This is a genomic window from Planctobacterium sp. AWH2_060 (assembly GCF_056158425.1).
In genome coordinates this window covers 4,775,055-4,797,490 of record NZ_JBSWTG010000001.1, presented here as the reverse complement: position 1 = coordinate 4,797,490, position 22,436 = coordinate 4,775,055, and the positions used below count along the sequence as shown (strand labels likewise).

Here is a 22,436-nt window from a genome sequence, read left to right as displayed (position 1 = left end):
TTCAGGCCGCTTTTTTTGCCTGTACAGCAGGAATAATGACATCGCGCAACAGTTCAGCAAATTCGCGAGTTTGTGGGTAGCGCTCACCAAAGGTAACTATGTACTGCAAGGTTCTGGGAACATCGGCCAGATACCCTTGCTTGCCATCGCGATGGCATAAACGGCAGAAAATACCACTGGCTTTGATATGTCGTTGCATCCCCACAAAATCAAACCAGACTCTGAATTCTTTAGCATCGTAATGCGGATAGTGCTCACTGCGCCATTGCTCAATGAGTTTGTCCACCATGGTCTCAGGCCAGATTACATAACAATCCCGCAGCAAAGAGACAGCATCATAGGTAACAGGACCGATAACCGCGTCCTGAAAATCAATGATGCCGGGTGCACCATCATCCAACACCATTAAATTGCGAGAGTGATAATCCCGGTGCACGCCGACCTGAGGTTGTGCTTTAAAAATATTCCGGATTGCCAGCTGAGCTTCCTGAATTATCTGTTGTTGTTTGTCAGAAAGGGGAAGATCCAGATGTACCTGTAACAACCAGTGATTGAACAGATAAAACTCATTATCCAATAATTCATCATCAAAGGCGGGTAAACTGCCCGCTTCGGTACTGGTTACCTGCTGAATAGCAGGCAGGACGTTTAATGCTGACTGATAAAGACTTGCAATATCATCTTGCTCAAAACAATGGGCTAATAATTTGTCTCCGAGATCCTGCAACACCCAGAATCCCAACTCCAAATCAACTGCCTTTATTTCCGGAACCCGCACTCCCGCCGCCAGATATTGGGTAGCAATCTGGTAAAAGGCTGGATTATTTTCTTTTTCAGGGGGAGCGTCGACAGCAATATAGGAGGTTTGCTGCCAGGTAAATCGAAAATAACGTCGGAAACTGGCATCACCGGAAACCATAGTTAACTTTGGTGTAGTAAAACCTGTCTCCGAGTTTATCCACTCCTGCAAAGCTGCAGTTCTGGCTTGCAAGGCATCTTTTTCAATAACGGCCATGAGAAACTCTTAATTAGCGCTAGTAAGTCGAGCAAATTCACACGGGAACAGTTAATTTGCTGAACGTAAACTTTTTTGTTTTTATGGGGGCCAGTTTATCAGGTTCAACCTGCTGTGGGAGCCAAATCTGAACTCTATTTGCTATTTTTTTAACGATACGCTGGTAAAAAACAACGAAACCTTTAGAATTCAGCCGTGATTCTCACTATTTCTGGTCAATTAAGGCATCACAATACCTTTTTTTATGCAAATCAAGCAACATTACTTTCTCCCGCTTGCTGTCGTATTCAGCAGCCTGTCGTTGGCAGACGAGCAATGTCTGGTGCCTGTGCCACCCATAGACAAGCAAGATCTGGCGAATAAAGACGAAATTGTCGTCAAAGCCAATTCTGTATCTATGATCCAGGACCAACTGGCCGACTTCAATGGCAATGTCGAAATTGCCAGTCAAAAAGCACAAATCAAAGCTCAAAGTGCCCGCATCAATAAAAACACCAGAAAGTTGACCGCCTCCGGAAACATTCAGTTTCAAGACAAGCAAATGCTGGTGCAAAGTGAGGACATTTTATTAGACCTCGACTCCAACAAAATGGAAATGAACAATACCGGTTACCGTATGTTGCAGTTCCAGGGTCGGGGTGCTGCACAAAAAATACAGCTGAATCAGACTCAAGGGGTGTCGTTACAGGATGTCAGTTTTAGTACCTGCCCTGAGGACATGGAAGACTGGAAGATCGTTGCCAGTGACATTGAGTTAAAACCCAATGAACTATGGGGAACGGTAAAACACGCGCGCTTTTACATTAAAGATGTACCGGTTTTCTATCTGCCTTATTTTTCTTTTCCGGTGACCACCCAGCGCCAAAGCGGTTTGCTGCTGCCAAAAATCAACAGCTCTGACACCTATGGCTTGTCTTATCAGCAACCCATTTACTGGAATATCGCCCCCAATTACGATGCCACCATTACCCCTCGGGTCATGACCGACAGAGGACTCCAGCTAAAAAATGAGTTTCGTTATTTAACCGAGCAGCATACCGGGGCCATACATTTGGAATATATGGCCAAAGACACGGATACCGTTGACAATAGTTCACGCTATTTTTATCGCCTCACCCATCAAGGTGAAATTAGTGAAAACTGGTTCGTCAACGCCGAGTGGAATCAGCTTAGCGATGACAACTACATCGTGGATCTGGGCTCAGATTTTTACAATCGAGCAGACACTCACCTGTTTAAAACGGTGGCACTGGCCTACGATACCCAACGCTTGGATTTTAGCGCCAGCTTCCGAGATTTTGAGGTGATTGGCGATCACCCCAGCACCTATCGTGCACTGCCAGAATTCAAACTGGATTATGCTGCCTGGCAAGGTGAATATCTGAATCTGGACATACATTCCGAACTCGCTTTGTTTGATAACCGCGAAGGCGATTTGCCAAAAGCGGCCAGGTTGCATGTTGCGCCTAAGTTGTCATTGCCCTGGAATACACCTTGGGCCGAATTTTTAGCAGAAACCACCCTACTGCACACCACTTATCGGCAGAAAAACACCGAAGGCACGCAACTGGACAAGAACGTCAACCGCACCCTGGGTCAGGTTCGCCTATATGGCACCATGGCGTTTGAGCGCGATACCGAATGGTTTGGCAAAAGCATGACCCAAACCCTCGAACCCAAAGCCCAATATTTGTATACCAGCTATAAAAATCAGGACAACATCGGCCTTTACGATACCACCCGCTTGCTTAATGACTTTGACGGTTTATTTCGCGGTCAGGAATTTACCGGGCTGGATCGCATCAGTGACAAAAATCAGTTAACTCTGGGTGTCACCACCCGCTTAATTGATGAAAAAGGCAAACAACAACTTAAATTCAGTCTGGGACAGATTTTTTACTTCAGTGACAACCGGGTGCTGGAAGCGGATCGCCTGGACAGCAACCGTTCAGCCCTGGCGACAGAGTTGGACTGGAACATCACTTCCCGTTGGACGGCGTCATTAGAAGCACAAGTTTCATCTCAAAATGAACGAGTTGAGAGAAGCAGTGTCTCAGTGGAGTATCGTTTTGATAACAACAATTTGGTTCAGGTAGGCCACCGCTACGTCAGAGACTTATCCGGCATCGAAATCAGCCAGGCGGGCATCACTGCCAGCTGGTCGATTGCTGAAAACTGGCAATGGGTTGGCCGCTATTATCGGGATCTTGATTTAAATCGAAGTACCGAGAGTTACACCGGATTTCAGTACGACTCCTGTTGCTGGTCGTTACAAATTGTTTGGGAGAGGCATCTTACTAATCGCTTCGATGCCCTTGGAAATCAAAGCCTGGACGAATATGATTCAGGTATAGGTCTAAAATTCGCATTCAAAGGAATGGGTCAAGGCGGTAGCCGCAGGTCATTGTTAAACGATGGTTTGTACGGTTATCAGCAACCTTATGTAATAGGTCATTAAACTGGTTATGAAACTAAAAATCGCATTATCAATATTATTACTATCATTCGCGCAACTGGTGAATGCTCAACAACAAGAACTGGACAGTGTCGCTGTGATCGTGGATCAAACAGTGGTGTTGGAAAGTGAAATCGAAGAGCTGCTTTCCACTGTTAAATCCAATGCCTTGCGCAATGGTCAGAATCTGCCAAACGACAGAGTGCTGCGTACCCAGGCGATTGAGCGTCTGATCACCGAAGCCCTGCAGATGCAAATGGCTCAGCGCATGGGCATGCAGGTAAGTGATGCGCAACTGGAACAAACCATCCAAAACTTTGCTGCGGCTGAGGGATTGAGCTCTGAGCAATTGCGCGCACAGGTAGAATCTGAAGGCATGAGCTGGGATCAATACCGCGAGCGCATCCGCAAAGAATTGATCACCGGGGAAGTGACCCGAGCCAATGTGCGTCGCCGTATTTATATTACGCCGCAAGAAATCAGCAACATGATACGCCTGATTGATGAGCAAGGCGCTAATGAGGTGGAATATCGCCTTGGTCATATTCTGGTAGGCTTTCCTTCTGGCGCAACGCAGGATGACATTGATGACGCTAAAACCCGTTCTGAACGCGTCATGGAATTGCTGCAAAAAGACGATGCCGACTTTGCCAAAATTGCTACAACGGCCTCTTCTGGCCCAAGAGCACTGGAAGGTGGTGACTTAGGTTGGATGAACGTCAACACCATGCCTACACTGTTTGCAGAAGTGGTAGGCGATGCCAACAAAGATGAACTGATTGGCCCCATCAGAAGTGGTGCCGGCTTCCACATCCTGAAAATTATCGATATTCGCGGCAAAGAAATCGCGGAAGTGGAAGAAGTTAACGCCCGCCATATTCTAATTCAGCCTTCGGTGATTTTAAGCGAAGAGCGCGCTCAGCAAATACTGCATGAGTTTAAAGCCCAGTTGTTAGCAGGTGAGGCAGATTTTGCGGAACTGGCAAAAGAACATTCCAAAGATCCGGGCAGTGCCTCAAAAGGCGGTGATCTGGGTTGGCGAGATCCCTCTATATATGTACCAGCGTTTACCAATGCCTTAGCCAATATGAGTGAACCAGGTGAACTGTCAGAGCCTTTCAGAACCGTTCACGGCTGGCATCTGGTGGAATTACTTGGCAAACGTGTTGGTGACGTCACAGATAAGCTAAAGCAAGAAAGAGCGCATCAGTTATTATTCCAGCGTAAGTTCGGTGAAGAACGCGAAGCCTGGATAAGAGAAATGCGCGATCAGGCTTATATTGAAGTACTGGAATAATTTTTCGGAGGCTCTATGCCATTAAAATTGGCCATCACACCCGGTGAACCCGCCGGAATCGGACCGGATCTGGTGATTCAAATGGCACAGCTCAACTGGGATGTGCAACTGGTGGCCTTTGCCGACCCGGATATGATGCAGCAACGGGCAGCCCAGTTAGGGTTACCCTTAACGTTGGTTGAATATCAACAACAGGATGATCGCATCTTATCGCAAGGGCAATTGTTTATTGTGCCCGTTAAAACTGCTGCTACTGTTGTAGCTGGTGAGTTAAACGAAGAAAACGGCCATTATGTAGTGGAAACCTTGCGCCTGGCCGGTGAAGCGAACTTGCGCGGTGAGTTTGACGCAGTCGTTACTGGCCCGGTTAATAAAAGCATTATCAATAAAGCCGGAATTTCCTTCTCAGGACATACCGAGTTTTTCGCCCAGCAAAGCAATACCGCGGATGTGGTTATGCTGCTTTCTACGCCGGGTTTGCGCGTAGCACTGGTAACCACTCATATTCCACTGGCCTATGTCAGTAAAGCCATCACCCCGGAACGGCTGGAAAAAGTGATCAGCATTTTGCATCACGACCTGATCACCAAGTTTAAAATTGCCGAGCCTAAAATTTATGTTTGTGGACTTAACCCTCACGCTGGCGAGAACGGTCATATTGGCAAAGAAGAGCAACTGGTGATCAATCCCACTCTGGACATACTCAGAGAGCGCGGGATAAACCTGATCGGGCCATTACCGGCGGATACCATTTTCCAGGAAAAATACCTGAAAGACGCTGACGTGGTGTTATCCATGTATCACGACCAGGGACTGCCGGTTCTGAAGTACAAAGGTTTTGGTGCCTCGGTTAATGTTACGCTAGGCTTACCTATTGTCAGAACGTCTGTCGATCACGGTACTGCATTGGATCTCGCAGGCACCGGCAATATCGACAATGGCAGCTTTAAAGTTGCCATCAACAAAGCAATAAAATTAGCGACAAATATTAATGAGTAAAGCCCATTTAGGCCATGTGGCCAGGAAACGTTTTGGTCAGAACTTCTTGCATGATGAGTTGGTGATTGCAGATATCGTCAGCGCTATCGGCCCTCGTGCAGGTGAAAACCTGGTGGAAATCGGTCCGGGGCTGGGCGCGCTTACCGAGCCTGTTTGTGAGCAGGTGGATAAGCTGACTGTAGTAGAGCTGGATAGAGATCTGGCCAAACGCCTGCGCTCTCATCCGTTTATCCGCGATAAACTTACCATAGTCGAAACCGACGCACTGAGTTATGACTTTTCGCAACTGGCCCAAGAAAAGCCTTTGCGTATTTTTGGTAACCTGCCCTATAACATCTCAACGCCTCTAATGTTTCACCTGTTCGAATTTACCGGCATGGTAAGCGATATGCATTTTATGCTGCAAAAAGAAGTGGTGAATCGCTTAGCGGCTTATCCGGGCCATAAAAATTACGGTCGGTTATCGGTGATGGCGCAATATTATTGTCAGGTGATCCCGGTACTGGAAGTGCCACCACACGCCTTTCAGCCGCCGCCTAAGGTAGACTCAGCAGTAGTGCGTTTAATCCCTCACTCTGCACCTCCGGTATCGGTAAATAGTAAAAAAGCACTGGACCAGGTGTGTGCAGTTGCGTTTAATCAAAGACGCAAAACCATTCGCAATAGCCTGAAAGAACTGTTGTCAGAAGCAGATATAGAAGCGGTAGGTATTAATCCCGCAGCCAGAGCTGAAACCTTGTCTTTGCAGGACTTTGCCAACCTCGCCAACAAAATACCATCGTAGGAAGGGCTATGGATAAGGAAAGCGAAATTGCAGATTTGATCAATATCGAGGTTGAAACCGCTTGGTTACCTGAGCAAATCAGCAAAGAACAGAAAAAATACGCCTTCTCATACCATATCACCATTACCAATAACGCCGATATTCCGGTGCAACTGTTAAACCGCTATTGGTTGATCACAGATGGCGATGGCAAACAATCTGAAGTGGCAGGTCCCGGCGTAGTAGGTCAGACACCGGTTATTCAACCCGGCGAGATGTTCGCCTATAAATCCGGTGCCATTCTGGATACGCCTGTTGGCTTTATGCAGGGCTATTACGAGTTTAGTGGCGGTGATGAGCAACGCTTTAAAACTCCCATTGACGTTTTCACCCTGAGCGTTCCCAATACACTGAATTAATCGCGAGGTACAGGTATGGCTGTATATGTGGTAGGCGACATTCAGGCTTGCTATTCCGGTCTAAAAAAGCTGTTGTTAAAAGCAAAGTTTAAACCCGCAAAAGACACTCTATGGGCAGTGGGAGATCTGATCGGGCGCGGACCTCAGGCTCTGGAAACCATCGAATATCTGATGTCCCTTGGAGACAGCTTTAATACTGTTTTGGGTAATCACGACCTGCATTTTTTGGCGGTCAGCCAGGGCATCAAGGAGAATCGCGACAAAGAAGGCTTTGGCGCTATTTTAGAAAGTAATCATAAAAACCGCATTGTTAACTGGTTACGTAGCAAACCTCTAGCAGCAGCTCCCGCACCAGGATTTTTTCTCAGTCACGCTGGTTTGTATCCTCTGTGGTCGGAACGCAAAGCCTTTAAACTGGCCGACGAAACCAGCCACTACCTGAACAGCCCGCAATGGCACAAATTGCTGGAATACATGTATGGCGATGAACAAATGCGTTGGAATGACAGTCTCCCTGGGCTGGCCAGACACAAGTTTGTCATTGATGCCTTTACCCGAATGCGTTTCGTCGATAAGAATGCGGTATTAAATCTGAACCTGAAAACCGGTCCACAGGACGCGCCTGAAGGGATTTTCCCCTGGTTTGAACATCCCCGACTGAAGCATGATGATCATTTGCTATTTGGCCACTGGGCGGCGCTGGATGGCTATTGTCCGAACAAAAGGGTACACGCTCTGGATACCGGTTATATCTGGGGTGGCAAACTCACTCTGATGAACTTGTCCACCCTGGAACCCATATCAGTAAAATCAAGAGAGTTGTGATCAGGCAGTTTGTCTTTGCAATGTGACAAACTGATAGTTATGAGGATTTTTATCGTCAGCAGTATGGCTTTCTCGTTCAACTTCCTGCCAATCTGCCACTTGTTGATAATCGGGAAACTGAGTGTCACCCGCGACGTCTAGATCAATAAAGGTCAGATATAAGCGGTCGGCCTGCTCTAAGAACAAATCATAGATAACCCCACCGCCGATAATCATCACCTCATCTACGCCGCCAGCGGCAGCCAGTGCCTGCTCAGGTGAGCTAACTACGGTAATCCCGTCAGCCGCAAAACCAGAGCGACTAATCACTATGTTGAGTCGCCCCGGCAATGGTCTGCCAATGGACTCAAAGGTTTTACGGCCCATAATAACGGGCTTGCCTAAGGTCACCGCCTTAAAGTGTTTCAGGTCCGCAGGGAGATGCCAGGGCATCTGATTATCTGCACCTATAACCCGGTTATGGGCCATAGCAGCAATCATAGATACTTTCATAAATCTAGCGCTCGTAGATCACTTCAACATCGTAATCGTCGTCCCAATCATCATCGTCATCGTCGTCATCTTCATACTCCGGCATGACCTGCTCATCTTGGGTATCCCATTTAAAGTCCGTTTGCCCTTCATCGTCTTTAAAGTCTTCTACTGGTAAAGTTTCCAGCATGTTCATGACATCGTGACACAAAGCATCGGTACCAATTTTCTGGAATGCGGAGATTTGGAAATGTTTTTCTTGCCAGCCAAGGCCATCCAGAATGCGTTGACACTCTTCTTCCGCTTCTTCAGGCAGCATCAAATCAATCTTGTTAAATACAATCCAGCGAGGCTTTTCAGCCAGTTTAGGGCTGTATTTCTCCAGCTCAGCGATAATGGTTTTGGCATTTTCCAGCGGATCCGACTGATCCATCGGCAGCAGATCGATCAAATGCAACAATACCCGGCAACGCTCCAGGTGTCTGAGAAAGCGGATCCCCAGACCGGCACCATCTGAAGCACCTTCGATCAAACCAGGAATATCAGCGATAACGAAACTGCGTCTGGCATCCTGACGTACCACCCCCAGATTTGGGATCAAAGTGGTAAAGGGATAATCGGCTACCTTGGGTTTGGCTGCAGACACGCTGCGAATAAAGGTGCTCTTTCCGGCATTAGGTAAACCTAACAGACCAACATCTGCTAAAAGCAAGAGTTCTAATTTGAGGTTGCGGATCTCGCCCGGCGTACCATTGGACTTTTGACGTGGCGCTCGGTTAACGCTGCTTTTGAATCGGGCGTTACCCAATCCGTGAAAGCCGCCTTTGGCCACCATCAGCTTTTGCCCGTTTTGGGTTAAATCACCCAGCACTTCACCGGTATCTTTATCTGTAACCCGGGTACCTACCGGAACATTAATAGTCAGATCTGACCCGCGTTTACCGGTGCAATCAGTGCGCTGTCCATTCTGACCGCGCTCTGCTCGGTGAAATCGTTCAAACTGATAGTCGATCAACGTATTGAGGTTTTCGTCGGCCAACAAATAAACGTCGCCGCCATCACCGCCGTCACCGCCATCGGGACCACCACGAGGAATGTATTTTTCGCGACGGAAACTAACGATACCGTTGCCACCGTCTCCCGCTTCTACACGGATCTCAACTTCATCTACGAATTTCATGAGGAATCTAACTATTAATAAAAAGCTAATTGTAGGTCAGAATTTATTCCGACACCGATACCAAATTCAGCTGTATTTCGGAATTTATTTCGACACCAATGCCAATTCAGCCGTAGGTCGGAATTTATTCCGACACCATTGCCAATTCAGCTGTAGGTCGGAATTTATTCCGACACCATTGCCAATTCAGCCGTAGGTCGGAATTTATTCCGACACCATTGCCAATTCAGCTGTAGGTCGGAATTTATTCCGACACCATTGCCAATTTCAGCTGTATTTCGGACTTATTCCGACACCAGTGCCAAATTCAACCACCGCTGTCCGACTAAAGTCGAACCTACCTGTATTTCGGACTTATTCCGACACCAATGCCAATTCAGCTGTAGGTCGGAATTTATTCCGACACCGATGCCAAATTCAACCACCGCTGTCCGACTAAAGTCGAACCTACCTGTATTTCGAATTTATTCCGACACCGATGCCAATTCAGCTGTAGGTCGGAATTTATTCCGACACCAATGCCAAATTCAGCTGTAGGTCGGAATTTATTGCGACACCGATACCAAATTCGAACCTACTGTAACAAAAAAAACCCCGCTTATGCGGGGTTTTTCAATTCGATTCGAAGTGCTGATTAAGCAGCTACGATGTTCACGTATTTGCGGTTCTTAGGACCTTTAACGTCGAACTGAACTTTACCGTCTGATAAAGCGAATAAAGTGTGGTCTTTACCAATACCTACATTGTCACCTGCGTGGAATCTAGTACCACGTTGACGAACAATGATGTTACCAGCCAGAACTGACTCACCACCGAAACGCTTAACACCTAAGCGTTTGCTTTCTGAGTCACGACCGTTCTTAGTACTACCACCGGCCTTTTTGTGTGCCATTTGTCGTCTCTCCTATTAAGCGCTAATGCCAGTAATCTTCACTTCTGTGAACCACTGACGGTGGCCCATCTGAGAACGTGAATGCTTACGGCGACGGAATTTAACAATCTTTACCTTTTCGCCACGACCATGAGTCACTACTTCTGCAGTCACTTTGCCGCCCGCTACATATGGAGTACCGATTTTAATATCGTCTCCGTTACTCACCATCATTACTTCGTCAAAAGTAACAGATTCACCTGGAGCTACTTCAATTTTTTCCAGGCGAACAGTTTGGCCCTCAGCCACACGGTGTTGTTTACCACCACTTTGGAAAACCGCGTACATAACTTACTCCGCACTTGCACTGTGTTTACCCGAAACCAACCAGTGCATTCATTCAAAAAACAGGGCGCGAATTGTATGTGAATTATTTGGGACTATCAAGGTTAAATTTGAATTTATTTTGTACAATTCGGGATTAGCTTAACAATTCCCCGTGACAAGGCAGAAAAACTGGATACCTCGGCAGTTTTTTGTCAGAATTCGCGCACTTACGATTTTAAATTCAAAAGCTTATCTTTACCCGTCAGCAATGGAAATAGAGCAAATCCGTCAACTCAGCGACAATGACATGCTGAGCGTCAACCGTTTGATTCAAGAACAAGTTCAGTCAGAAGTATCCCTGGTGAACCAGCTTGGATTCTATATTGTTAATAGTGGCGGTAAACGTCTGCGTCCTATGCTTTGTGTACTGGCAGCCCGTGCGCTGGGTATTCAGAACAATCAGCACCACACTCTGGCGGCCATTATCGAGTTTATCCATACCGCAACACTACTGCATGACGATGTCGTAGATGAATCCACTATGCGCCGCGGTCGTGAAACCGCTAATGAAGTGTTCGGAAACCAGGCCAGTGTCTTGGTTGGTGACTTTCTTTATACCCGCTCCTTTCAGATGATGGTGAGTCTTGAGCGCTTTCGGGTAATGGAAATTCTGGCTAACGCCACCAATGTCATCGCAGAAGGTGAAGTGTTGCAGTTAATGAACTGTAATGACCCGGATACCACCGAAGAGCGCTACCTGCAGGTGATATACAGTAAAACCGCACGTCTTTTCGAAGCTGCGACCCAGTTGGCAGCTATTCTGACCGATCAACCAGCGGAAATCGAAACGGCCATGCAGGATTATGGCAAATACCTAGGCACGGCATTTCAATTGATGGATGATATTCTGGATTATGCCGCAGACAGCGAAGTGATGGGCAAAAATGCCGGTGATGACCTGGCTGAAGGCAAACCTACCCTGCCCTTGTTACACGCCATGTGGCATAGTAATGAAGCCAACAGCCAGCTGATTCGCTCAGCCATTGAAAACAGTGATGGTACAGAAAACTTCGATACGATATTGGCAGCTATGCAGGCCGCCGGTTCACTGGAGTACACCAGAAAACTGGCATTAGAGGCCAGAGACCAGGCAGTAGCTGCACTGACGCCAATTCCTGACTCTGAGTATAAACAAGCGCTGATTGCCCTTGCGGATATTGCGGTTAACCGGGACGCTTAATACTTTCTATTTGTGTTGCATGCGCACAAAATAACGGTCGGATGCAACCACTCTTTCACACTCCTTTGGCCATTAAATACCGGTCTTTTGTGCGGTTCAGCACATAATACCTGCCTCTGACACTGGCACTGTCCTTGCAGAATTCATCAATAAACGTCTCAAACAACAAAATATCTATGGCGCAAATTCAAGCAGTGAATAACTCCATCGCCCCTCTTCAGCTATCACATATGATGTCGAGGGCGTTAGCTGGTAAAAGTGATGCAATGGCTTTGTTTCTGACCATTCAGCCTCAAACCATTGCGGCCACAGAGCGCACTGTTTTTCTAGAGGTGCTACGCAATACCATCAAGGATTCACCAAACCCCAATCCCCAGGTGCTGCACAAAATCATTTCACTATGTCTTTACCTTGCCGATTGGCCATTGCTCATCCAATTGTCTGAGCAAAGTTTATACAGCCCCACAGGGGCTCACAAAGCAACGCCATACATCCAAATGGGGAAATTGTTAAAAGCACAACAACTCAATACCGAAGCACTGCAGAAACAACCTGATGATCTACCACTGATTCAGCAACAACAGCTAATTATTGAAACAATGCAAACCCATCCCTACATGAATACAACGAACCACTGTAAGGAACTGTGGCTCACCCCTTTGGAATACCATCACGTCGCTGATTTTGGTTGGCAGTATTGTGACCCCGATATTGCCGCTTTGTGTAATCTGCCGGTGTTCCTTACAGCAGAATCATGGCTTAACTGGTTGCATTACTGTCAACAAGACCCGCACCTCTATATCTTTGCCATTATTCATCGAGAATTGGGCTTTATCGGTTCAACCTGTCTTCACATTCATCAAGGGCATGGATTCTTTTACTATTGGTTAGGCGCTGACTTCAGGGGAAAAGGGTTCGGCCCCAGAGCGGTTACAGAGCTGTTGAAATTAGGCAAAACACAATTCGGAATGCAGGATTGTTTTACCAAGGTTTTCAAGCATAACCAACCCTCACAAAGAGCCACCCGCAAGGCCGGTTTTCGCCTACTTCCGTTTTCCGCACAGCCCCCCTCTGATAATGAAACATTTTATTACTGTGGCAAAGAAAAACAAAATACGGTTTTACATAAACAACTAAGTGAGTTATTAATTTTGCTTAAATCTGAAATAGAATTGATCAGATAATGCCTGGTTATTTTTTATTACCATTAAGCTAAATTTCACGAAATATTAAGAATAACCTTCAACACTCTCCGTAATATTCAAAAAACCAAAAGCATTAATCATGCCTTCAATGAAGTTTCAAAACTTACACCTTTTCAATTTACAAGAGCGATTTCAAATCAGGATGCTGTACAGAAAAAACCAAACAAATTTAAACATTTACAAATGCAATTAAATAGGCAGCAAATATAATGGTGAGTGCGCACTTAATAAAACAGGAAAGCGAATTACCTAAGTTGAGCGACCACGGCAACTTCCTCAGGTATTCGCCTTCGCGCTTCTGACATGGCAGCGTACTATTCATAACGTGAAATGATAATTTGGCCATTTGCACCGCGTCCTCCCTGCCCCCCCTGGGAATCAGCTGAAGTCGGCCCTTTGTTTCCAGGCTCCATGTGAAAAGAGGGCAAGCTGCTGGTTGCCACTGTCTTTCCTCCGGGCTGGCTAAGTCCGTACGCTATCATTTTTATCAATTTTGATTCTCGCCAAATCACCCGCGCTTCAGGGGGCGAACTGGAATAGGTGCCACCCCGGCCGCCTTCCACGCGAACCCAATCCCCAAAACGGGTTTCTTCGCCATCTGCGCCATATTGTCCGGCTTTACCTCCCGCACCACCTTTGCCAACACTTAGCTCTATATTGGGGTTGTTGGCGTCCGGAAAATACTTAAAGGTGCAGAACATCCCGCTATTGCCGCCTCCGGCGTTGAGCACAACTCTGGAATTAAAGGTGCCAGCGAATGTGGACTCTCCACCAGCACCGCCCCCGCCTGAACCAAATATAGTTACCAGAAAGCATTTGGTATTGGCTTGTGGTTGCCAGCGATACTGAAAACCTTCATATTGGTCGTTATCGATGACCACAGGGAAGTATTCAGAATTACTCATCATTAGCCCCCTTTCTCATTATAGTTACGGTCATCACATAACTTATCCAAAAACTCCTGATCGCGAACTTCAGTAACCAGCACATTGTTTTTGCCTTGCAACTTATCATTCTCTTTGTAGAGGTTATCTTGATAAACTTTATAGGTATCCTCGCGGCACCAGGTGATTTCTTTGTAAGCTTTGAAGTTATCAATTACTTGTTGCGTTATTTTCACGCCTTTTGAGACGGCGTTATATTCCGTATAGCAGTGATATTTAAAACACCTCACCACATTGTTGATGGCCCAGGTGCACTGCTCCAGCCCACTTTGGAAGTATTGCTCCGGTTGAAATTCAACTTTGGGTTTATCAGGATTGGCAGGTTCAAATAAACCGGGTTTGTATCTCTGAAATATTTCTTGGCGCTTTATTGGGCCACCCACGAGCTGATCCAGTCTTTCACTATTGAATACAAACCGCACAAACTTGCGGTCTTCAAAGTCATAGTCCATTAAGCCGGCAACTTTTAGCAGTGGGGTACTGATATCCCCACTAGACAAATTATTTTGTAGATGCTGAAGATCGTTATCGTCATCGGGCGCCATCGCCAGCAAAGCTAGCTTGAACACATTAATAAAGGCAAGCTTGTCGACACCATTGAAACAATTTAGTACCGCCTGAAAACTGGTAACTCCGTTCGCTTTAATCCAGGTGTGAGCGACATCCTTAATCCAACTATGGGTATAACAATAGGCCTTGGTTTCATAGTCTTTCCAGGCTTTATCAATTTCTTTAATTTTTTCCTGATAAGCCTGCTTTCTTTTCAGTTCGGTACAAACGTCGAATTTCGTTTGCGTGCGCAAATCACCGCGAATCTGACTGGGCAGTCCACAGATATTGGTAAGGTAATAGGCCAACAAGGTAACCGCGTATCTGGCAATATCAGTTTGTGGGTTGCATTTAGCGGTGAGGTATTTGCGAAATCCCAGGTGCAGATTGTTTAATGCATCCAAATATTTGGACTCAAAAGAGGCTTCAAGATTGACGCCCCGCTCCACTAATGCAAGTGCACAAGTGGCAGGTACGGTAATGTTATACTGTGGCGCAATCAAGCGGAGTCCATTTTTTACAAAATTGCGCTGGATCAAGGCCGTATAAAGGTTTTTTCGTTTAACTTTAGGAGGCGTATCGCAAATACAATTAGGAAGCTCATTGGGATGCAGGGTGAAGTGTTTGGGTTCCAGGGTTAGCTCCCCATCTTTATTCTGAGCCAGCCACGACGTTACCAAACCTTGCTGCAGAGATTTCTCGCTCGCAGATTTGTCTCCGCGCAATAATTGCAACACCATGTCTACCGTTTTGCTCTTTTCCCAAAACGGTTTGGAGTTTTTAGCGGTATCTTGTTCCAATTCAGGAAAATCTTGCTTCTCTAATGCTTTGTAAACCCGCTCCGAGGTGGCGATCCAAAGGGCTTTTTCCCAAACCCTGCCTATATCTTTCATCTCTTTCCATGCACCCGTTCCTTTTAGCTTCGGAAAATTGCTATTAACATTTTCCCATACTGGATCGTATTGCAACCCCGGCGTGCCTAACTCCAGCACATCGAAATAGTCAGTTCCTAACTCCCAACCACCGATTTTGTCCTTTACTTCGGTGCCTTTTTCATAAAATGGCGACTTCTCAATGTCCATGTGGAACAGATTTTCCAGCGATGCGACCTTGTCTTCCCACTCTTGAAGTGTCAATTTTTCTTCTCCAAGCTTCTTATCCAACAAAACTTTAGTTGCTGGATTCTGCAGCTCTTTACTAAGCAGAACCTGGCCAGTTTCCCGCCCAAACACACTTTGTGCGAATTCAGCTTCAAAACCGAAAACGGTCTTTGTTGACTTATCTGAGTATGTGCCTGTTGCTGCCAATTTATTCTCACTATAAAAAGTTGAAATTTGGGCCTGCAATTGCTCATACAGCTTTGTAAATTTTCCCTCCACCAGCCAGGCTCTTTCATCACCTTGAAAGACAGATGGAATATTTCGGGTTGGATTCATAGCTCCTCCTGTTAAGTATTAAAAATCATCCATTAAAACCTGATGCATACAGGTATCAATTTGTGATGTTGCCTCGCCCCGCAAGGATGCAGAGAGAGCTAAATCTTTTGCTGTGTTGTCAATCCCGTTTGTTTGAGACTCGCTATTGCCGTCGCTGCCGGATGATGGCTTGAGTATCTCGTGCTCCCGGTAAAAGGCTTCACAGCTGGCCAACAAAAACGCAACATCATCCAGTGCTTGCTGCCTTTTTTTGCGCTCTTTTCCATAATCAAACTGCTTACCCAATTCCTCTGGTGCAGGCAGTGAAGCAAAGCGGGCCTGAAGAATACTCAATATGTCAAACAGTACTGAGCCCTCTAAAATGTCAGAACTAATGCGACTTGGACAGGTACCTTTGTTCCCGGAGATTCGAATAAACCAAGCCGCTGTTGCCCATTCCAACAAAAGCCTTTTATCTGCTTCCCACTCAGGCTCAGCGAAGATCCGATGTACCAATTTAGTAAATAAGAAATAATCTTCATTCATTTGAACCCAACAGCCTCTAAAAAAAGATCGTATACAACAGTAAATTTAAAGATATCTTTGCAACACAAATGCCACCTTTTAAAACCAATCTAAAATCAAATAAAAACGGTCATAAAGAGGCAAAGTACATTTTTTATAAAACCAGATCTGTCCACCGAACAAAAAACAATTAGGAAAAACAAAAAATTATGGACGTTTTCATCCATACATTTTTTAAAAAAGGTTAATTCTGTCCAGTTAAAAACCTAAATAAGAAAAATATTTTTAAAAAATGTCAAATTCACAAAAAAATCAGGCAAAATCAAAAGAAAGGTTATTTTATTAACCTCTAATATGACTCTCTGGATTTAAAAGGAGGATATGAAATGAATGCAATACAAACGTTTGCTCCTGTTTTCCCTCAGGTACTGCCGGGAATCATCAGTCGGAACAAAGAAATGCAGAATTTGGCCCTGCAGGCAAGAAAGATCGCAGCCAGTAATGCCTCTGTATTTATCAATGGTGAAACAGGAACGGGCAAAGAGTTATTTGCCAAAGCCATACATCAGGTAAGCGGGCGTCCGGGCCAATTGATTTCAGTAAACTGCAGTGCAATCCCCGAAAATTTATTCGAATCGCTGTTTTTTGGACATGAAAAGGGGGCGTTTACCGGTGCAGACAGAAAGCAACAGGGCTTCTTTTACCACGCTGCGGAAGGAACGCTATTCCTTGATGAGGTGGCTGAATTACCGCTAAACCATCAGGCTAAGCTTCTCAGAGTATTAGAAGAACGTCAGTTTTCTCGCGTTGGCAGCGCTGAAAAACAAGCATTCACTGGCCGTATCATCAGTGCTTCTCACGTCGCACTGGAGGAGCAGGTTGCAGCCCGCTTATTTCGGGAGGACTTGTGGTACCGCCTCAACTTATTCGAACTAACTATCCCGTCGCTTAATCAACGCCGGGAGGACATTCCACTTTTAGCCAAATACTTTACGCGTAATTCTTCGGATGTAACGCTGCGGCCTTGTGCGCTGGAACTTCTTCAATACGCAGATTGGCCGGGGAATATTCGACAACTTAAAAATACCATAGAAAAAGTATCCGTGTTGGCGGACAGCAAGGAAATTTCAGCAACCGATCTGCAACATCTCTCACTATGCGAGCATAGTGTTGATTGGGCCACCCGGGTAGCGCTTGAGATCATTGAGTTGCCCATCAGCGACAAAGTAAAAACCATCAACGATGCCCTATTCAAACAGGCGGTGGAAGCCACCAATGGCAATAAATCTGAAGCGGCCCGTTTATTGGGTGTACACCGGAAAGTGGTGGAGCGAAGATTGGCACAAATGCAAACCATGGGGTAAATAAAATGAACAATCCAACCCAACCTGTGCCCCTCTCAAACGAGAAACCCAACTGTGATGCACAAGTTCAAGCTCAGCAACAGGCACGACAACAAGCATTGCATATAAAACAACAAGCAGATGAACAACTGTTAAAGCTGATGCTGGAACAACAAAGCAAGCTCAATGAAATGATTGAAATTCTCAAACAGCCTGACAAAAGCCCCAAGGATGAAAATAAAGACAGAAGTCAAAAACAAGTGGAACAAAACTTGCCAAATAAGCAAGTAAAACCGTCTGATGCAGTTCAACATAGTGGCACTGAGAAAAAAATCAAAGAACAGGCAACGGCAACAACTCCCGCTGTACCATTGCAAGCAGTGTCTGTATTGCAAGAAAGTAATCTGGATCACCTTGATGTGATCATGGGCAAAATACAGGAAACGTTAAAGACTCCATCAGTTCCGGTGACGACAACACAATTGCAAGGAGATAGAACGGATGACCAACACAAGCTTGATATTTGAAGCTACCCAACAGATAACGGGTAATTACGAGTGTAATGAGCCCCCTAAGGTGGCACCTACTGATGACCCCGTTGATAAGGCTTTCGGTTCCAGTTGCCATGGAGCTGGAGCGGCGCCACACAATCAGACATTCGAAACAGAGACAGTCAACAACCCAAATCAACAACCTTATTTCATCGATCCGGAACAACTCTTTCGCATTAATTCGCCCTGGGCTAATACACAAGCGAACATTTTTCAACAAACGTTCAAGGGCAATGTAGAGGGTAGTTATAGTGACTACTATCAACATATGTTGCAGCAGTTTGAACAAATGCGTTTTGTTCTCAATGAGCAGCTAAGCAGATATGCCAACTTCAACTGAAACGCTTATGACCATTTCCATACCAGACATTGTTAAACAAAGTCAGCAATTTGAACAAGGCCAAATCGCTGACTTTAAAAAGTTTGTTGCCAATAGCAAAGCGCTTAGAACCGCCTCCCAAACAGAATATGAAGAGGCCAAAAACCGCTGGGATACCATGCAGCAATCTCTTGCCGAACTTGCTCAACCCGTTTCTGCAAATGGTAAATCTCCGATAGAAATACTCACCAATGACGAAGCTTACATGCAAGCTCTGGAAAACGTGACGGTCTTATCGCCGGGATTTAACAACAGCAAAAACGTGAAAGCTTATGTAGACAAAACAAAGAAATCGATCTTCCACTATATTGATCAAAAAGAGCAAGGTAATGAGCAATACTGACTCGAGCAGCGGCTCAGGCAACTCAGCACAAGAATTGATTCTACCCCATGTGAATCAGTCAGTTGCATTAGCCGTGCAAAGTGCCGCAGATTTGCTCAAGAATATTAATACCATTGAAACGACTGTCATTGGCGTTGCGTCAGCCAGCTGGTTGGCCAACCCCGCTATGACTGAGTACAAAGATATTATTGAAAATGCCACTAAAAACATTACCTTCGCCGCAGAAAACCTGGCAAAAGTGGGAGAGTCTGGAGCCCAGGTTTTAAAAGATCTTGAGCCATAGGATCTCGCAATCTGTACCGCGCCAGCTTTTATCTATTGGTATTACGTCTAACGCGAGCAAACACAGGACGATTCTGTCCCATCAAAAAACCAATAATGGTCAAAAGCAACCAATTTCTGGTTTATTTATTCGCCCTCTCATTCTATTTAACCGGACGCTACAGGCCAAACTTGGCATGGGCTGCAGGACGATATGCGCCAACCGTCCCCCCTTTTGGCAAGCTATTCGCAATGTTGTTGAGGCACGTCGTGCACTTTGTTGATTAGTTTGTTACAAAAAAAGGAAATGTTTATGTCTGAAGTAAGTAAAACCACTGATGCGGTTTCCATGGTCAATACCTTAAACCTGGGGCTAGCGCCAGCAATGGCTATGGGGCAACTGTATAATTCCCTGGTATTTAATACCGGTATGGCATCAATGAACCTGGTGTTTGCAACGCAGCAAGCCTGGGAGACGCATTTGTGTGCCACCAGCCGGTGTATGTCAGTGTTGCTGAACGATGAGCAATAGCTCGGCTAAAACAACATCACAGTAAAACAAGGCCTCTTTCTTGCAATCGGCAGCATCAAAGAGGCCTTTTCTACTTGCCTCACCTTTTTGTTCATTTGATTTATTGCAACAATATCGAGGAAAATACGATGTCCCAATCATCACACCAGACTGAGTCATCAGAAACTACAACGCACACAGAGGATACCCTTCCCTCCAACACGGAATCTGTCGAAAATACACTTGTCTCGCAAAGCGAGCAGCTTTTAGCCAATGTGCAGTCACTTTGTAACATTCCGGGGTTTCAACCCATTACACTGGCATTTCCCGAAGTGATAAACGGCCAGTCATTTGATTCCAGCAACGCCTTTGACCAAAATGTACAGCAACTTTTCTCACAACAAGCGCAGCTCTTTAATCCAGAATTAACGTCACCAGAGCCTCTACAGAACGCCGAAGCAAGCACTGAAGCAACGAACTCCGCCTCCAGTGAAGAGATACCTGAGTCGGAAGAGCTTCAGGCGATACGCAACATGTTTGATGCAAACTAAACTCACTAAGTACGAGATGATTGCCTGAATATGGGGTTTCCCACTGAGTTATCCATCCTGCCAAGGAGCCAACTAGAGGAAGCGTTTAAAACCCCGTTGCTATCGACCCTGACAACGAAAGTACAAGCGCTCAAGTCTGAAAAACAAACCTTTGACGATGTGCTCGCATACACGTTGAGCCCCTTTGAGTTTCCACCAATAACACCAAAAGTGGCACCAGATTCAAAGATCGCGACGACGCCCTCTGTCATGAATGCTCCGCTATATTGGCAAACGCTGAAACTGGATGACCTTACACTGTGCTCAGAGGTAGTATTGCTGGAGTGGCAAGACACCCTTTATCTCGCCAAATTGAATATGTTGCCAGCCACGTTTGGATTGTTGCTGCCAGAGGCCCGAAACCATCTTTTTTCCTGGGTTAACACCTTTGTTACCGCTACGATTAATAACATCATTTCAGCGGCCCTTAGCATGGGAATGCGAGGCTTGGTGAGCAATATCTATAACCCCAATCTGGTACCGATGTTTACGCAACATGGATTCAGACAGGACAAATCAAGGGTGGAAATTGTTGGGCTACCTCTCCCTGCAATCTACACCCTGGACTTGCTGCAGGATTCGCTGGACGGAACGCACCCTTTTTTTTACCGACAATGGATAAAATAGGCCAAATTAAAAACCATAGCGCCCCACCTACTAATTAAAAAACTCTCTATTTTTCAAATCGTTAAACCGAAAACAAAGCGGTTAATAAAATTGGCACATTCTCTGTAATAAGTATCGGGAGGCTGAGCAGTTTCAGACTCAAAAATAGAACTCAACTCATAGGGAGATCAGCGATGTCAGATTCAGTTAACGCTGCCGTGATTGATAGCGTCACCATTGCCAACGCGAAGGTGCTTGCCGAGGCACCTGCCATGGCAATGGGTAGCTTATACCAAACCATAGGAAACTCTGTCGCAATGTCAGCGGCAAATGCCGTTTACGCGCAACAGCAAGCCAATATGGCATTCCAGGCGGCAACGGTGCTGGGTGTGACTAAATTGTTCGCTCAGAACAACTAAGTATTGTGGATTTACCTAGCTATCCGAGGAATTAAATTATGTCGCAACCAGGTTTAGTTAACGGCGCTGTTGTTGATTCTACAACAACCGTGAACGCCTCTGTCGGTGCTGTCGCGCCAGCAATGGCAATGGGCAACATGTACCAGACAATTGGTAATTCAGTTGCTATGGCCGCTGCCAATGCAGTTTACGCACAGCAGCAAGGATGGATGACTTCACAGTCCGCAGGGACGCTTGGGGTCACAAAACTATTTAGCCAAAACAAAGGCTAAGTAACAAGGTTTGTCTTTTTCAGACAAATTAAACATGTATCAACAAACAAAGTGTAAACATTAGGAGCTAATATTATGGCTAATCCAACTTCCACTCAACCTACTGAAGTCAACGGTGCCGTCGTCGATGCAATTACAATTGCCAATACTAAAGTGCTTGCCGAAGCACCTGCTATGGCAATGGGTAGTTTGTATCAAACCATCGGTAATTCTGTTGCAATGGCAGCAGCCAATGCGGTCTATGCACAGCAACAGGCTAACGTAGGCTATCAATCTGCCAGTACGTTAGGCGTCACTAAACTGTTTGAGCAAAACCAGTAATTTAACCTGATTAATCGAAGGAGAAAATTATGAGTAATGCACAACCAACCACTGTGAATGGGGCCGTTGTAGACGCAGTAACCATCGCCAATACTAAAGTGCTTGCCGAAGCACCTGCTATGGCAATGGGCAGTTTGTATCAGACTATTGGTAACTCTGTTGCAATGGCTGCGGCAAATGCCGTTTATGCGCAACAGCAAGCCAATGTCAGCTATCAAGCGGCAACAACACTTGGCGTTACTAAGTTGTTCTCACAGAACAAGTAAAACGCGGCACTCTGAAAAACGTCTTGTACGGCGTTTTTCAGAGGTTTTTAACGCTCAACTAACACCAGTCATTC

Annotated in this window: 28 protein-coding genes; 20 read left to right on the top strand and 8 right to left on the bottom strand. The window is 45.7% G+C overall.

Translation table 11 applies throughout. From position 1 onward, the window contains the following. Nucleotide 1: 1 nt before the first annotated feature. On the bottom strand, nt 2-1,015 hold the full coding sequence (locus ACXAD8_RS20700) for an aminoglycoside phosphotransferase family protein (RefSeq protein ID WP_475232040.1): 1,014 nt from the start codon (nt 1,013-1,015) through the stop codon (nt 2-4). Nucleotides 1,016-1,316: 301 nt separating this feature from the next. Here ACXAD8_RS20700 and ACXAD8_RS20695 point away from each other — a divergent pair, with 301 nt between their 5' ends. Genes ACXAD8_RS20695 through ACXAD8_RS20670 form a run of 6 tightly spaced genes read left to right on the top strand, consistent with a single transcriptional unit; the run spans nt 1,317 to nt 7,773 of the window. Beyond that, nucleotides 1,317-3,473 (top strand): LPS-assembly protein LptD, encoded by a 2,157-nt coding sequence (locus ACXAD8_RS20695; RefSeq protein ID WP_475232038.1) that lies wholly within the window; start codon nt 1,317-1,319, stop codon nt 3,471-3,473. 7 nt (nt 3,474-3,480) lie between these two features. After that, nucleotides 3,481-4,767 (top strand): peptidylprolyl isomerase SurA, encoded by a 1,287-nt coding sequence (gene surA / locus ACXAD8_RS20690; protein WP_475232036.1) that lies wholly within the window; start codon nt 3,481-3,483, stop codon nt 4,765-4,767. A gap of 15 nt (nt 4,768-4,782) precedes the next feature. Then, entirely contained in the window at nt 4,783-5,766 is a 984-nt protein-coding gene (pdxA, locus tag ACXAD8_RS20685; protein ID WP_475232034.1) for a 4-hydroxythreonine-4-phosphate dehydrogenase PdxA, read from the top strand. After that, nucleotides 5,759-6,550 carry a 16S rRNA (adenine(1518)-N(6)/adenine(1519)-N(6))-dimethyltransferase RsmA gene (rsmA, locus tag ACXAD8_RS20680; protein ID WP_475232033.1) on the top strand — a complete coding sequence of 264 codons (792 nt, stop codon included), beginning with the start codon at nt 5,759-5,761 and terminating at the stop codon, nt 6,548-6,550. Before pdxA ends, rsmA begins: the two co-directional genes overlap by 8 nt. 8 nt (nt 6,551-6,558) lie before the next feature. After that, nucleotides 6,559-6,948 (top strand): Co2+/Mg2+ efflux protein ApaG, encoded by a 390-nt coding sequence (apaG, locus tag ACXAD8_RS20675; RefSeq protein ID WP_475232031.1) that lies wholly within the window; start codon nt 6,559-6,561, stop codon nt 6,946-6,948. A 15-nt stretch (nt 6,949-6,963) separates the two neighbouring features. Beyond that, a complete protein-coding gene (locus tag ACXAD8_RS20670; RefSeq protein WP_475232029.1) occupies nt 6,964-7,773 on the top strand; it encodes a symmetrical bis(5'-nucleosyl)-tetraphosphatase in 810 nt (269 codons plus the stop codon). Here ACXAD8_RS20670 and folA read toward each other — a convergent pair whose 3' ends face one another. From folA to rplU, 4 genes are all read right to left on the bottom strand, one after another. Further along, on the bottom strand, nt 7,774-8,265 hold the full coding sequence (gene folA / locus ACXAD8_RS20665) for a type 3 dihydrofolate reductase (RefSeq protein WP_475232027.1): 492 nt from the start codon (nt 8,263-8,265) through the stop codon (nt 7,774-7,776). It lies immediately after the preceding gene. Nucleotides 8,266-8,269: 4 nt separating this feature from the next. Beyond that, entirely contained in the window at nt 8,270-9,424 is a 1,155-nt protein-coding gene (cgtA, locus tag ACXAD8_RS20660; RefSeq protein ID WP_475232025.1) for an Obg family GTPase CgtA, read from the bottom strand. A gap of 634 nt (nt 9,425-10,058) precedes the next feature. Next, nucleotides 10,059-10,316: a 50S ribosomal protein L27 gene (rpmA, locus tag ACXAD8_RS20655; protein WP_229528365.1), complete on the bottom strand. Its 258-nt coding sequence runs from the start codon at nt 10,314-10,316 to the stop codon at nt 10,059-10,061. A gap of 15 nt (nt 10,317-10,331) precedes the next feature. Next, nucleotides 10,332-10,643 (bottom strand): 50S ribosomal protein L21, encoded by a 312-nt coding sequence (gene rplU, locus ACXAD8_RS20650; protein WP_475232023.1) that lies wholly within the window; start codon nt 10,641-10,643, stop codon nt 10,332-10,334. A 247-nt stretch (nt 10,644-10,890) separates the two neighbouring features. Between rplU and ispB the strand changes: the two genes are divergently transcribed. Next, nucleotides 10,891-11,862 (top strand): octaprenyl diphosphate synthase, encoded by a 972-nt coding sequence (gene ispB / locus ACXAD8_RS20645; protein ID WP_475232021.1) that lies wholly within the window; start codon nt 10,891-10,893, stop codon nt 11,860-11,862. Nucleotides 11,863-12,038: 176 nt separating this feature from the next. After that, complete coding sequence (locus tag ACXAD8_RS20640; protein WP_475232019.1) at nt 12,039-13,046, top strand: GNAT family N-acetyltransferase; 1,008 nt, start codon at nt 12,039-12,041, stop codon at nt 13,044-13,046. A gap of 335 nt (nt 13,047-13,381) precedes the next feature. Here ACXAD8_RS20640 and ACXAD8_RS20635 read toward each other — a convergent pair whose 3' ends face one another. Genes ACXAD8_RS20635 through ACXAD8_RS20625 form a run of 3 tightly spaced genes read right to left on the bottom strand, consistent with a single transcriptional unit; the run spans nt 13,382 to nt 16,521 of the window. Further along, nucleotides 13,382-13,975, bottom strand: coding sequence for a glycine-rich domain-containing protein (locus tag ACXAD8_RS20635; RefSeq protein ID WP_475232018.1), 594 nt, complete (start codon nt 13,973-13,975; stop codon nt 13,382-13,384). Then, a complete protein-coding gene (locus tag ACXAD8_RS20630; RefSeq protein WP_475232016.1) occupies nt 13,975-15,996 on the bottom strand; it encodes a hypothetical protein in 2,022 nt (673 codons plus the stop codon). Before ACXAD8_RS20630 ends, ACXAD8_RS20635 begins: the two co-directional genes overlap by 1 nt. Before the next feature lie 18 nt (nt 15,997-16,014). Further along, a complete protein-coding gene (locus tag ACXAD8_RS20625; protein WP_475232014.1) occupies nt 16,015-16,521 on the bottom strand; it encodes a hypothetical protein in 507 nt (168 codons plus the stop codon). 365 nt (nt 16,522-16,886) lie between these two features. Here ACXAD8_RS20625 and ACXAD8_RS20620 point away from each other — a divergent pair, with 365 nt between their 5' ends. The 12 genes from ACXAD8_RS20620 to ACXAD8_RS20565 all read left to right on the top strand — a co-directional run bounded on the left by ACXAD8_RS20620 (nt 16,887) and on the right by ACXAD8_RS20565 (nt 22,362). After that, nucleotides 16,887-17,864, top strand: a complete 978-nt coding sequence (locus tag ACXAD8_RS20620) for a sigma 54-interacting transcriptional regulator (protein ID WP_475232012.1) — start codon at nt 16,887-16,889, stop codon at nt 17,862-17,864. Nucleotides 17,865-17,869: 5 nt separating this feature from the next. Continuing rightward, nucleotides 17,870-18,370 carry a hypothetical protein gene (locus ACXAD8_RS20615; RefSeq protein ID WP_475232011.1) on the top strand — a complete coding sequence of 167 codons (501 nt, stop codon included), beginning with the start codon at nt 17,870-17,872 and terminating at the stop codon, nt 18,368-18,370. Continuing rightward, nucleotides 18,345-18,734: a hypothetical protein gene (locus ACXAD8_RS20610; RefSeq protein WP_475232010.1), complete on the top strand. Its 390-nt coding sequence runs from the start codon at nt 18,345-18,347 to the stop codon at nt 18,732-18,734. The genes ACXAD8_RS20615 and ACXAD8_RS20610 overlap by 26 nt, the downstream gene beginning before the upstream one ends. Nucleotides 18,735-18,741: 7 nt before the next feature. Continuing rightward, the gene (locus ACXAD8_RS20605) at nt 18,742-19,116 is read left to right on the top strand and encodes a hypothetical protein (protein ID WP_475232008.1); all 375 of its coding nucleotides are present in this window, start codon (nt 18,742-18,744) and stop codon (nt 19,114-19,116) included. Further along, nucleotides 19,103-19,399, top strand: a complete 297-nt coding sequence (locus ACXAD8_RS20600) for a hypothetical protein (RefSeq protein ID WP_475232006.1) — start codon at nt 19,103-19,105, stop codon at nt 19,397-19,399. The genes ACXAD8_RS20605 and ACXAD8_RS20600 overlap by 14 nt, the downstream gene beginning before the upstream one ends. A 291-nt stretch (nt 19,400-19,690) precedes the next feature. Beyond that, on the top strand, nt 19,691-19,909 hold the full coding sequence (locus ACXAD8_RS20595) for a RebB family R body protein (RefSeq protein WP_475232004.1): 219 nt from the start codon (nt 19,691-19,693) through the stop codon (nt 19,907-19,909). Between the two features lie 128 nt (nt 19,910-20,037). Beyond that, complete coding sequence (locus ACXAD8_RS20590; RefSeq protein WP_475232002.1) at nt 20,038-20,439, top strand: hypothetical protein; 402 nt, start codon at nt 20,038-20,040, stop codon at nt 20,437-20,439. Nucleotides 20,440-20,469: 30 nt separating this feature from the next. Next, nucleotides 20,470-21,105, top strand: a complete 636-nt coding sequence (locus tag ACXAD8_RS20585; RefSeq protein ID WP_475232000.1) for a hypothetical protein — start codon at nt 20,470-20,472, stop codon at nt 21,103-21,105. A 173-nt stretch (nt 21,106-21,278) separates the two neighbouring features. Next, nucleotides 21,279-21,503 (top strand): RebB family R body protein, encoded by a 225-nt coding sequence (locus ACXAD8_RS20580; RefSeq protein ID WP_475231998.1) that lies wholly within the window; start codon nt 21,279-21,281, stop codon nt 21,501-21,503. Nucleotides 21,504-21,541: 38 nt separating this feature from the next. Next, entirely contained in the window at nt 21,542-21,775 is a 234-nt protein-coding gene (locus ACXAD8_RS20575; protein WP_475231997.1) for a RebB family R body protein, read from the top strand. A gap of 75 nt (nt 21,776-21,850) precedes the next feature. Continuing rightward, nucleotides 21,851-22,096 (top strand): RebB family R body protein, encoded by a 246-nt coding sequence (locus ACXAD8_RS20570; RefSeq protein ID WP_475231995.1) that lies wholly within the window; start codon nt 21,851-21,853, stop codon nt 22,094-22,096. A gap of 29 nt (nt 22,097-22,125) precedes the next feature. Further along, nucleotides 22,126-22,362: a RebB family R body protein gene (locus ACXAD8_RS20565; RefSeq protein WP_475231993.1), complete on the top strand. Its 237-nt coding sequence runs from the start codon at nt 22,126-22,128 to the stop codon at nt 22,360-22,362. Nucleotides 22,363-22,436: the final 74 nt, after the last annotated feature.

Excerpts from the sequence above, each read along its gene's own strand:
- ACXAD8_RS20700 (WP_475232040.1), bottom strand. The coding sequence starts at position 1,015 with ATGGCCGTTATTGAAAAAGATGCCTTGCAAGCCAGAACTGCAGCTTTG.
- surA (WP_475232036.1), top strand. The coding sequence starts at position 3,481 with ATGAAACTAAAAATCGCATTATCAATATTATTACTATCATTCGCGCAA.
- pdxA (WP_475232034.1), top strand. The coding sequence starts at position 4,783 with ATGCCATTAAAATTGGCCATCACACCCGGTGAACCCGCCGGAATCGGA.
- rsmA (WP_475232033.1), top strand. The coding sequence starts at position 5,759 with ATGAGTAAAGCCCATTTAGGCCATGTGGCCAGGAAACGTTTTGGTCAG.
- apaG (WP_475232031.1), top strand. The coding sequence starts at position 6,559 with ATGGATAAGGAAAGCGAAATTGCAGATTTGATCAATATCGAGGTTGAA.
- ACXAD8_RS20670 (WP_475232029.1), top strand. The coding sequence starts at position 6,964 with ATGGCTGTATATGTGGTAGGCGACATTCAGGCTTGCTATTCCGGTCTA.
- folA (WP_475232027.1), bottom strand. The coding sequence starts at position 8,265 with ATGAAAGTATCTATGATTGCTGCTATGGCCCATAACCGGGTTATAGGT.
- cgtA (WP_475232025.1), bottom strand. The coding sequence starts at position 9,424 with ATGAAATTCGTAGATGAAGTTGAGATCCGTGTAGAAGCGGGAGACGGT.
- rpmA (WP_229528365.1), bottom strand. The coding sequence starts at position 10,316 with ATGGCACACAAAAAGGCCGGTGGTAGTACTAAGAACGGTCGTGACTCA.
- rplU (WP_475232023.1), bottom strand. The coding sequence starts at position 10,643 with ATGTACGCGGTTTTCCAAAGTGGTGGTAAACAACACCGTGTGGCTGAG.
- ispB (WP_475232021.1), top strand. The coding sequence starts at position 10,891 with ATGGAAATAGAGCAAATCCGTCAACTCAGCGACAATGACATGCTGAGC.
- ACXAD8_RS20640 (WP_475232019.1), top strand. The coding sequence starts at position 12,039 with ATGGCGCAAATTCAAGCAGTGAATAACTCCATCGCCCCTCTTCAGCTA.
- ACXAD8_RS20635 (WP_475232018.1), bottom strand. The coding sequence starts at position 13,975 with ATGATGAGTAATTCTGAATACTTCCCTGTGGTCATCGATAACGACCAA.
- ACXAD8_RS20630 (WP_475232016.1), bottom strand. The coding sequence starts at position 15,996 with ATGAATCCAACCCGAAATATTCCATCTGTCTTTCAAGGTGATGAAAGA.
- ACXAD8_RS20625 (WP_475232014.1), bottom strand. The coding sequence starts at position 16,521 with ATGAATGAAGATTATTTCTTATTTACTAAATTGGTACATCGGATCTTC.
- ACXAD8_RS20620 (WP_475232012.1), top strand. The coding sequence starts at position 16,887 with ATGAATGCAATACAAACGTTTGCTCCTGTTTTCCCTCAGGTACTGCCG.
- ACXAD8_RS20615 (WP_475232011.1), top strand. The coding sequence starts at position 17,870 with ATGAACAATCCAACCCAACCTGTGCCCCTCTCAAACGAGAAACCCAAC.
- ACXAD8_RS20610 (WP_475232010.1), top strand. The coding sequence starts at position 18,345 with ATGACCAACACAAGCTTGATATTTGAAGCTACCCAACAGATAACGGGT.
- ACXAD8_RS20605 (WP_475232008.1), top strand. The coding sequence starts at position 18,742 with ATGACCATTTCCATACCAGACATTGTTAAACAAAGTCAGCAATTTGAA.
- ACXAD8_RS20600 (WP_475232006.1), top strand. The coding sequence starts at position 19,103 with ATGAGCAATACTGACTCGAGCAGCGGCTCAGGCAACTCAGCACAAGAA.
- ACXAD8_RS20595 (WP_475232004.1), top strand. The coding sequence starts at position 19,691 with ATGTCTGAAGTAAGTAAAACCACTGATGCGGTTTCCATGGTCAATACC.
- ACXAD8_RS20590 (WP_475232002.1), top strand. The coding sequence starts at position 20,038 with ATGTCCCAATCATCACACCAGACTGAGTCATCAGAAACTACAACGCAC.
- ACXAD8_RS20585 (WP_475232000.1), top strand. The coding sequence starts at position 20,470 with ATGGGGTTTCCCACTGAGTTATCCATCCTGCCAAGGAGCCAACTAGAG.
- ACXAD8_RS20580 (WP_475231998.1), top strand. The coding sequence starts at position 21,279 with ATGTCAGATTCAGTTAACGCTGCCGTGATTGATAGCGTCACCATTGCC.
- ACXAD8_RS20575 (WP_475231997.1), top strand. The coding sequence starts at position 21,542 with ATGTCGCAACCAGGTTTAGTTAACGGCGCTGTTGTTGATTCTACAACA.
- ACXAD8_RS20570 (WP_475231995.1), top strand. The coding sequence starts at position 21,851 with ATGGCTAATCCAACTTCCACTCAACCTACTGAAGTCAACGGTGCCGTC.
- ACXAD8_RS20565 (WP_475231993.1), top strand. The coding sequence starts at position 22,126 with ATGAGTAATGCACAACCAACCACTGTGAATGGGGCCGTTGTAGACGCA.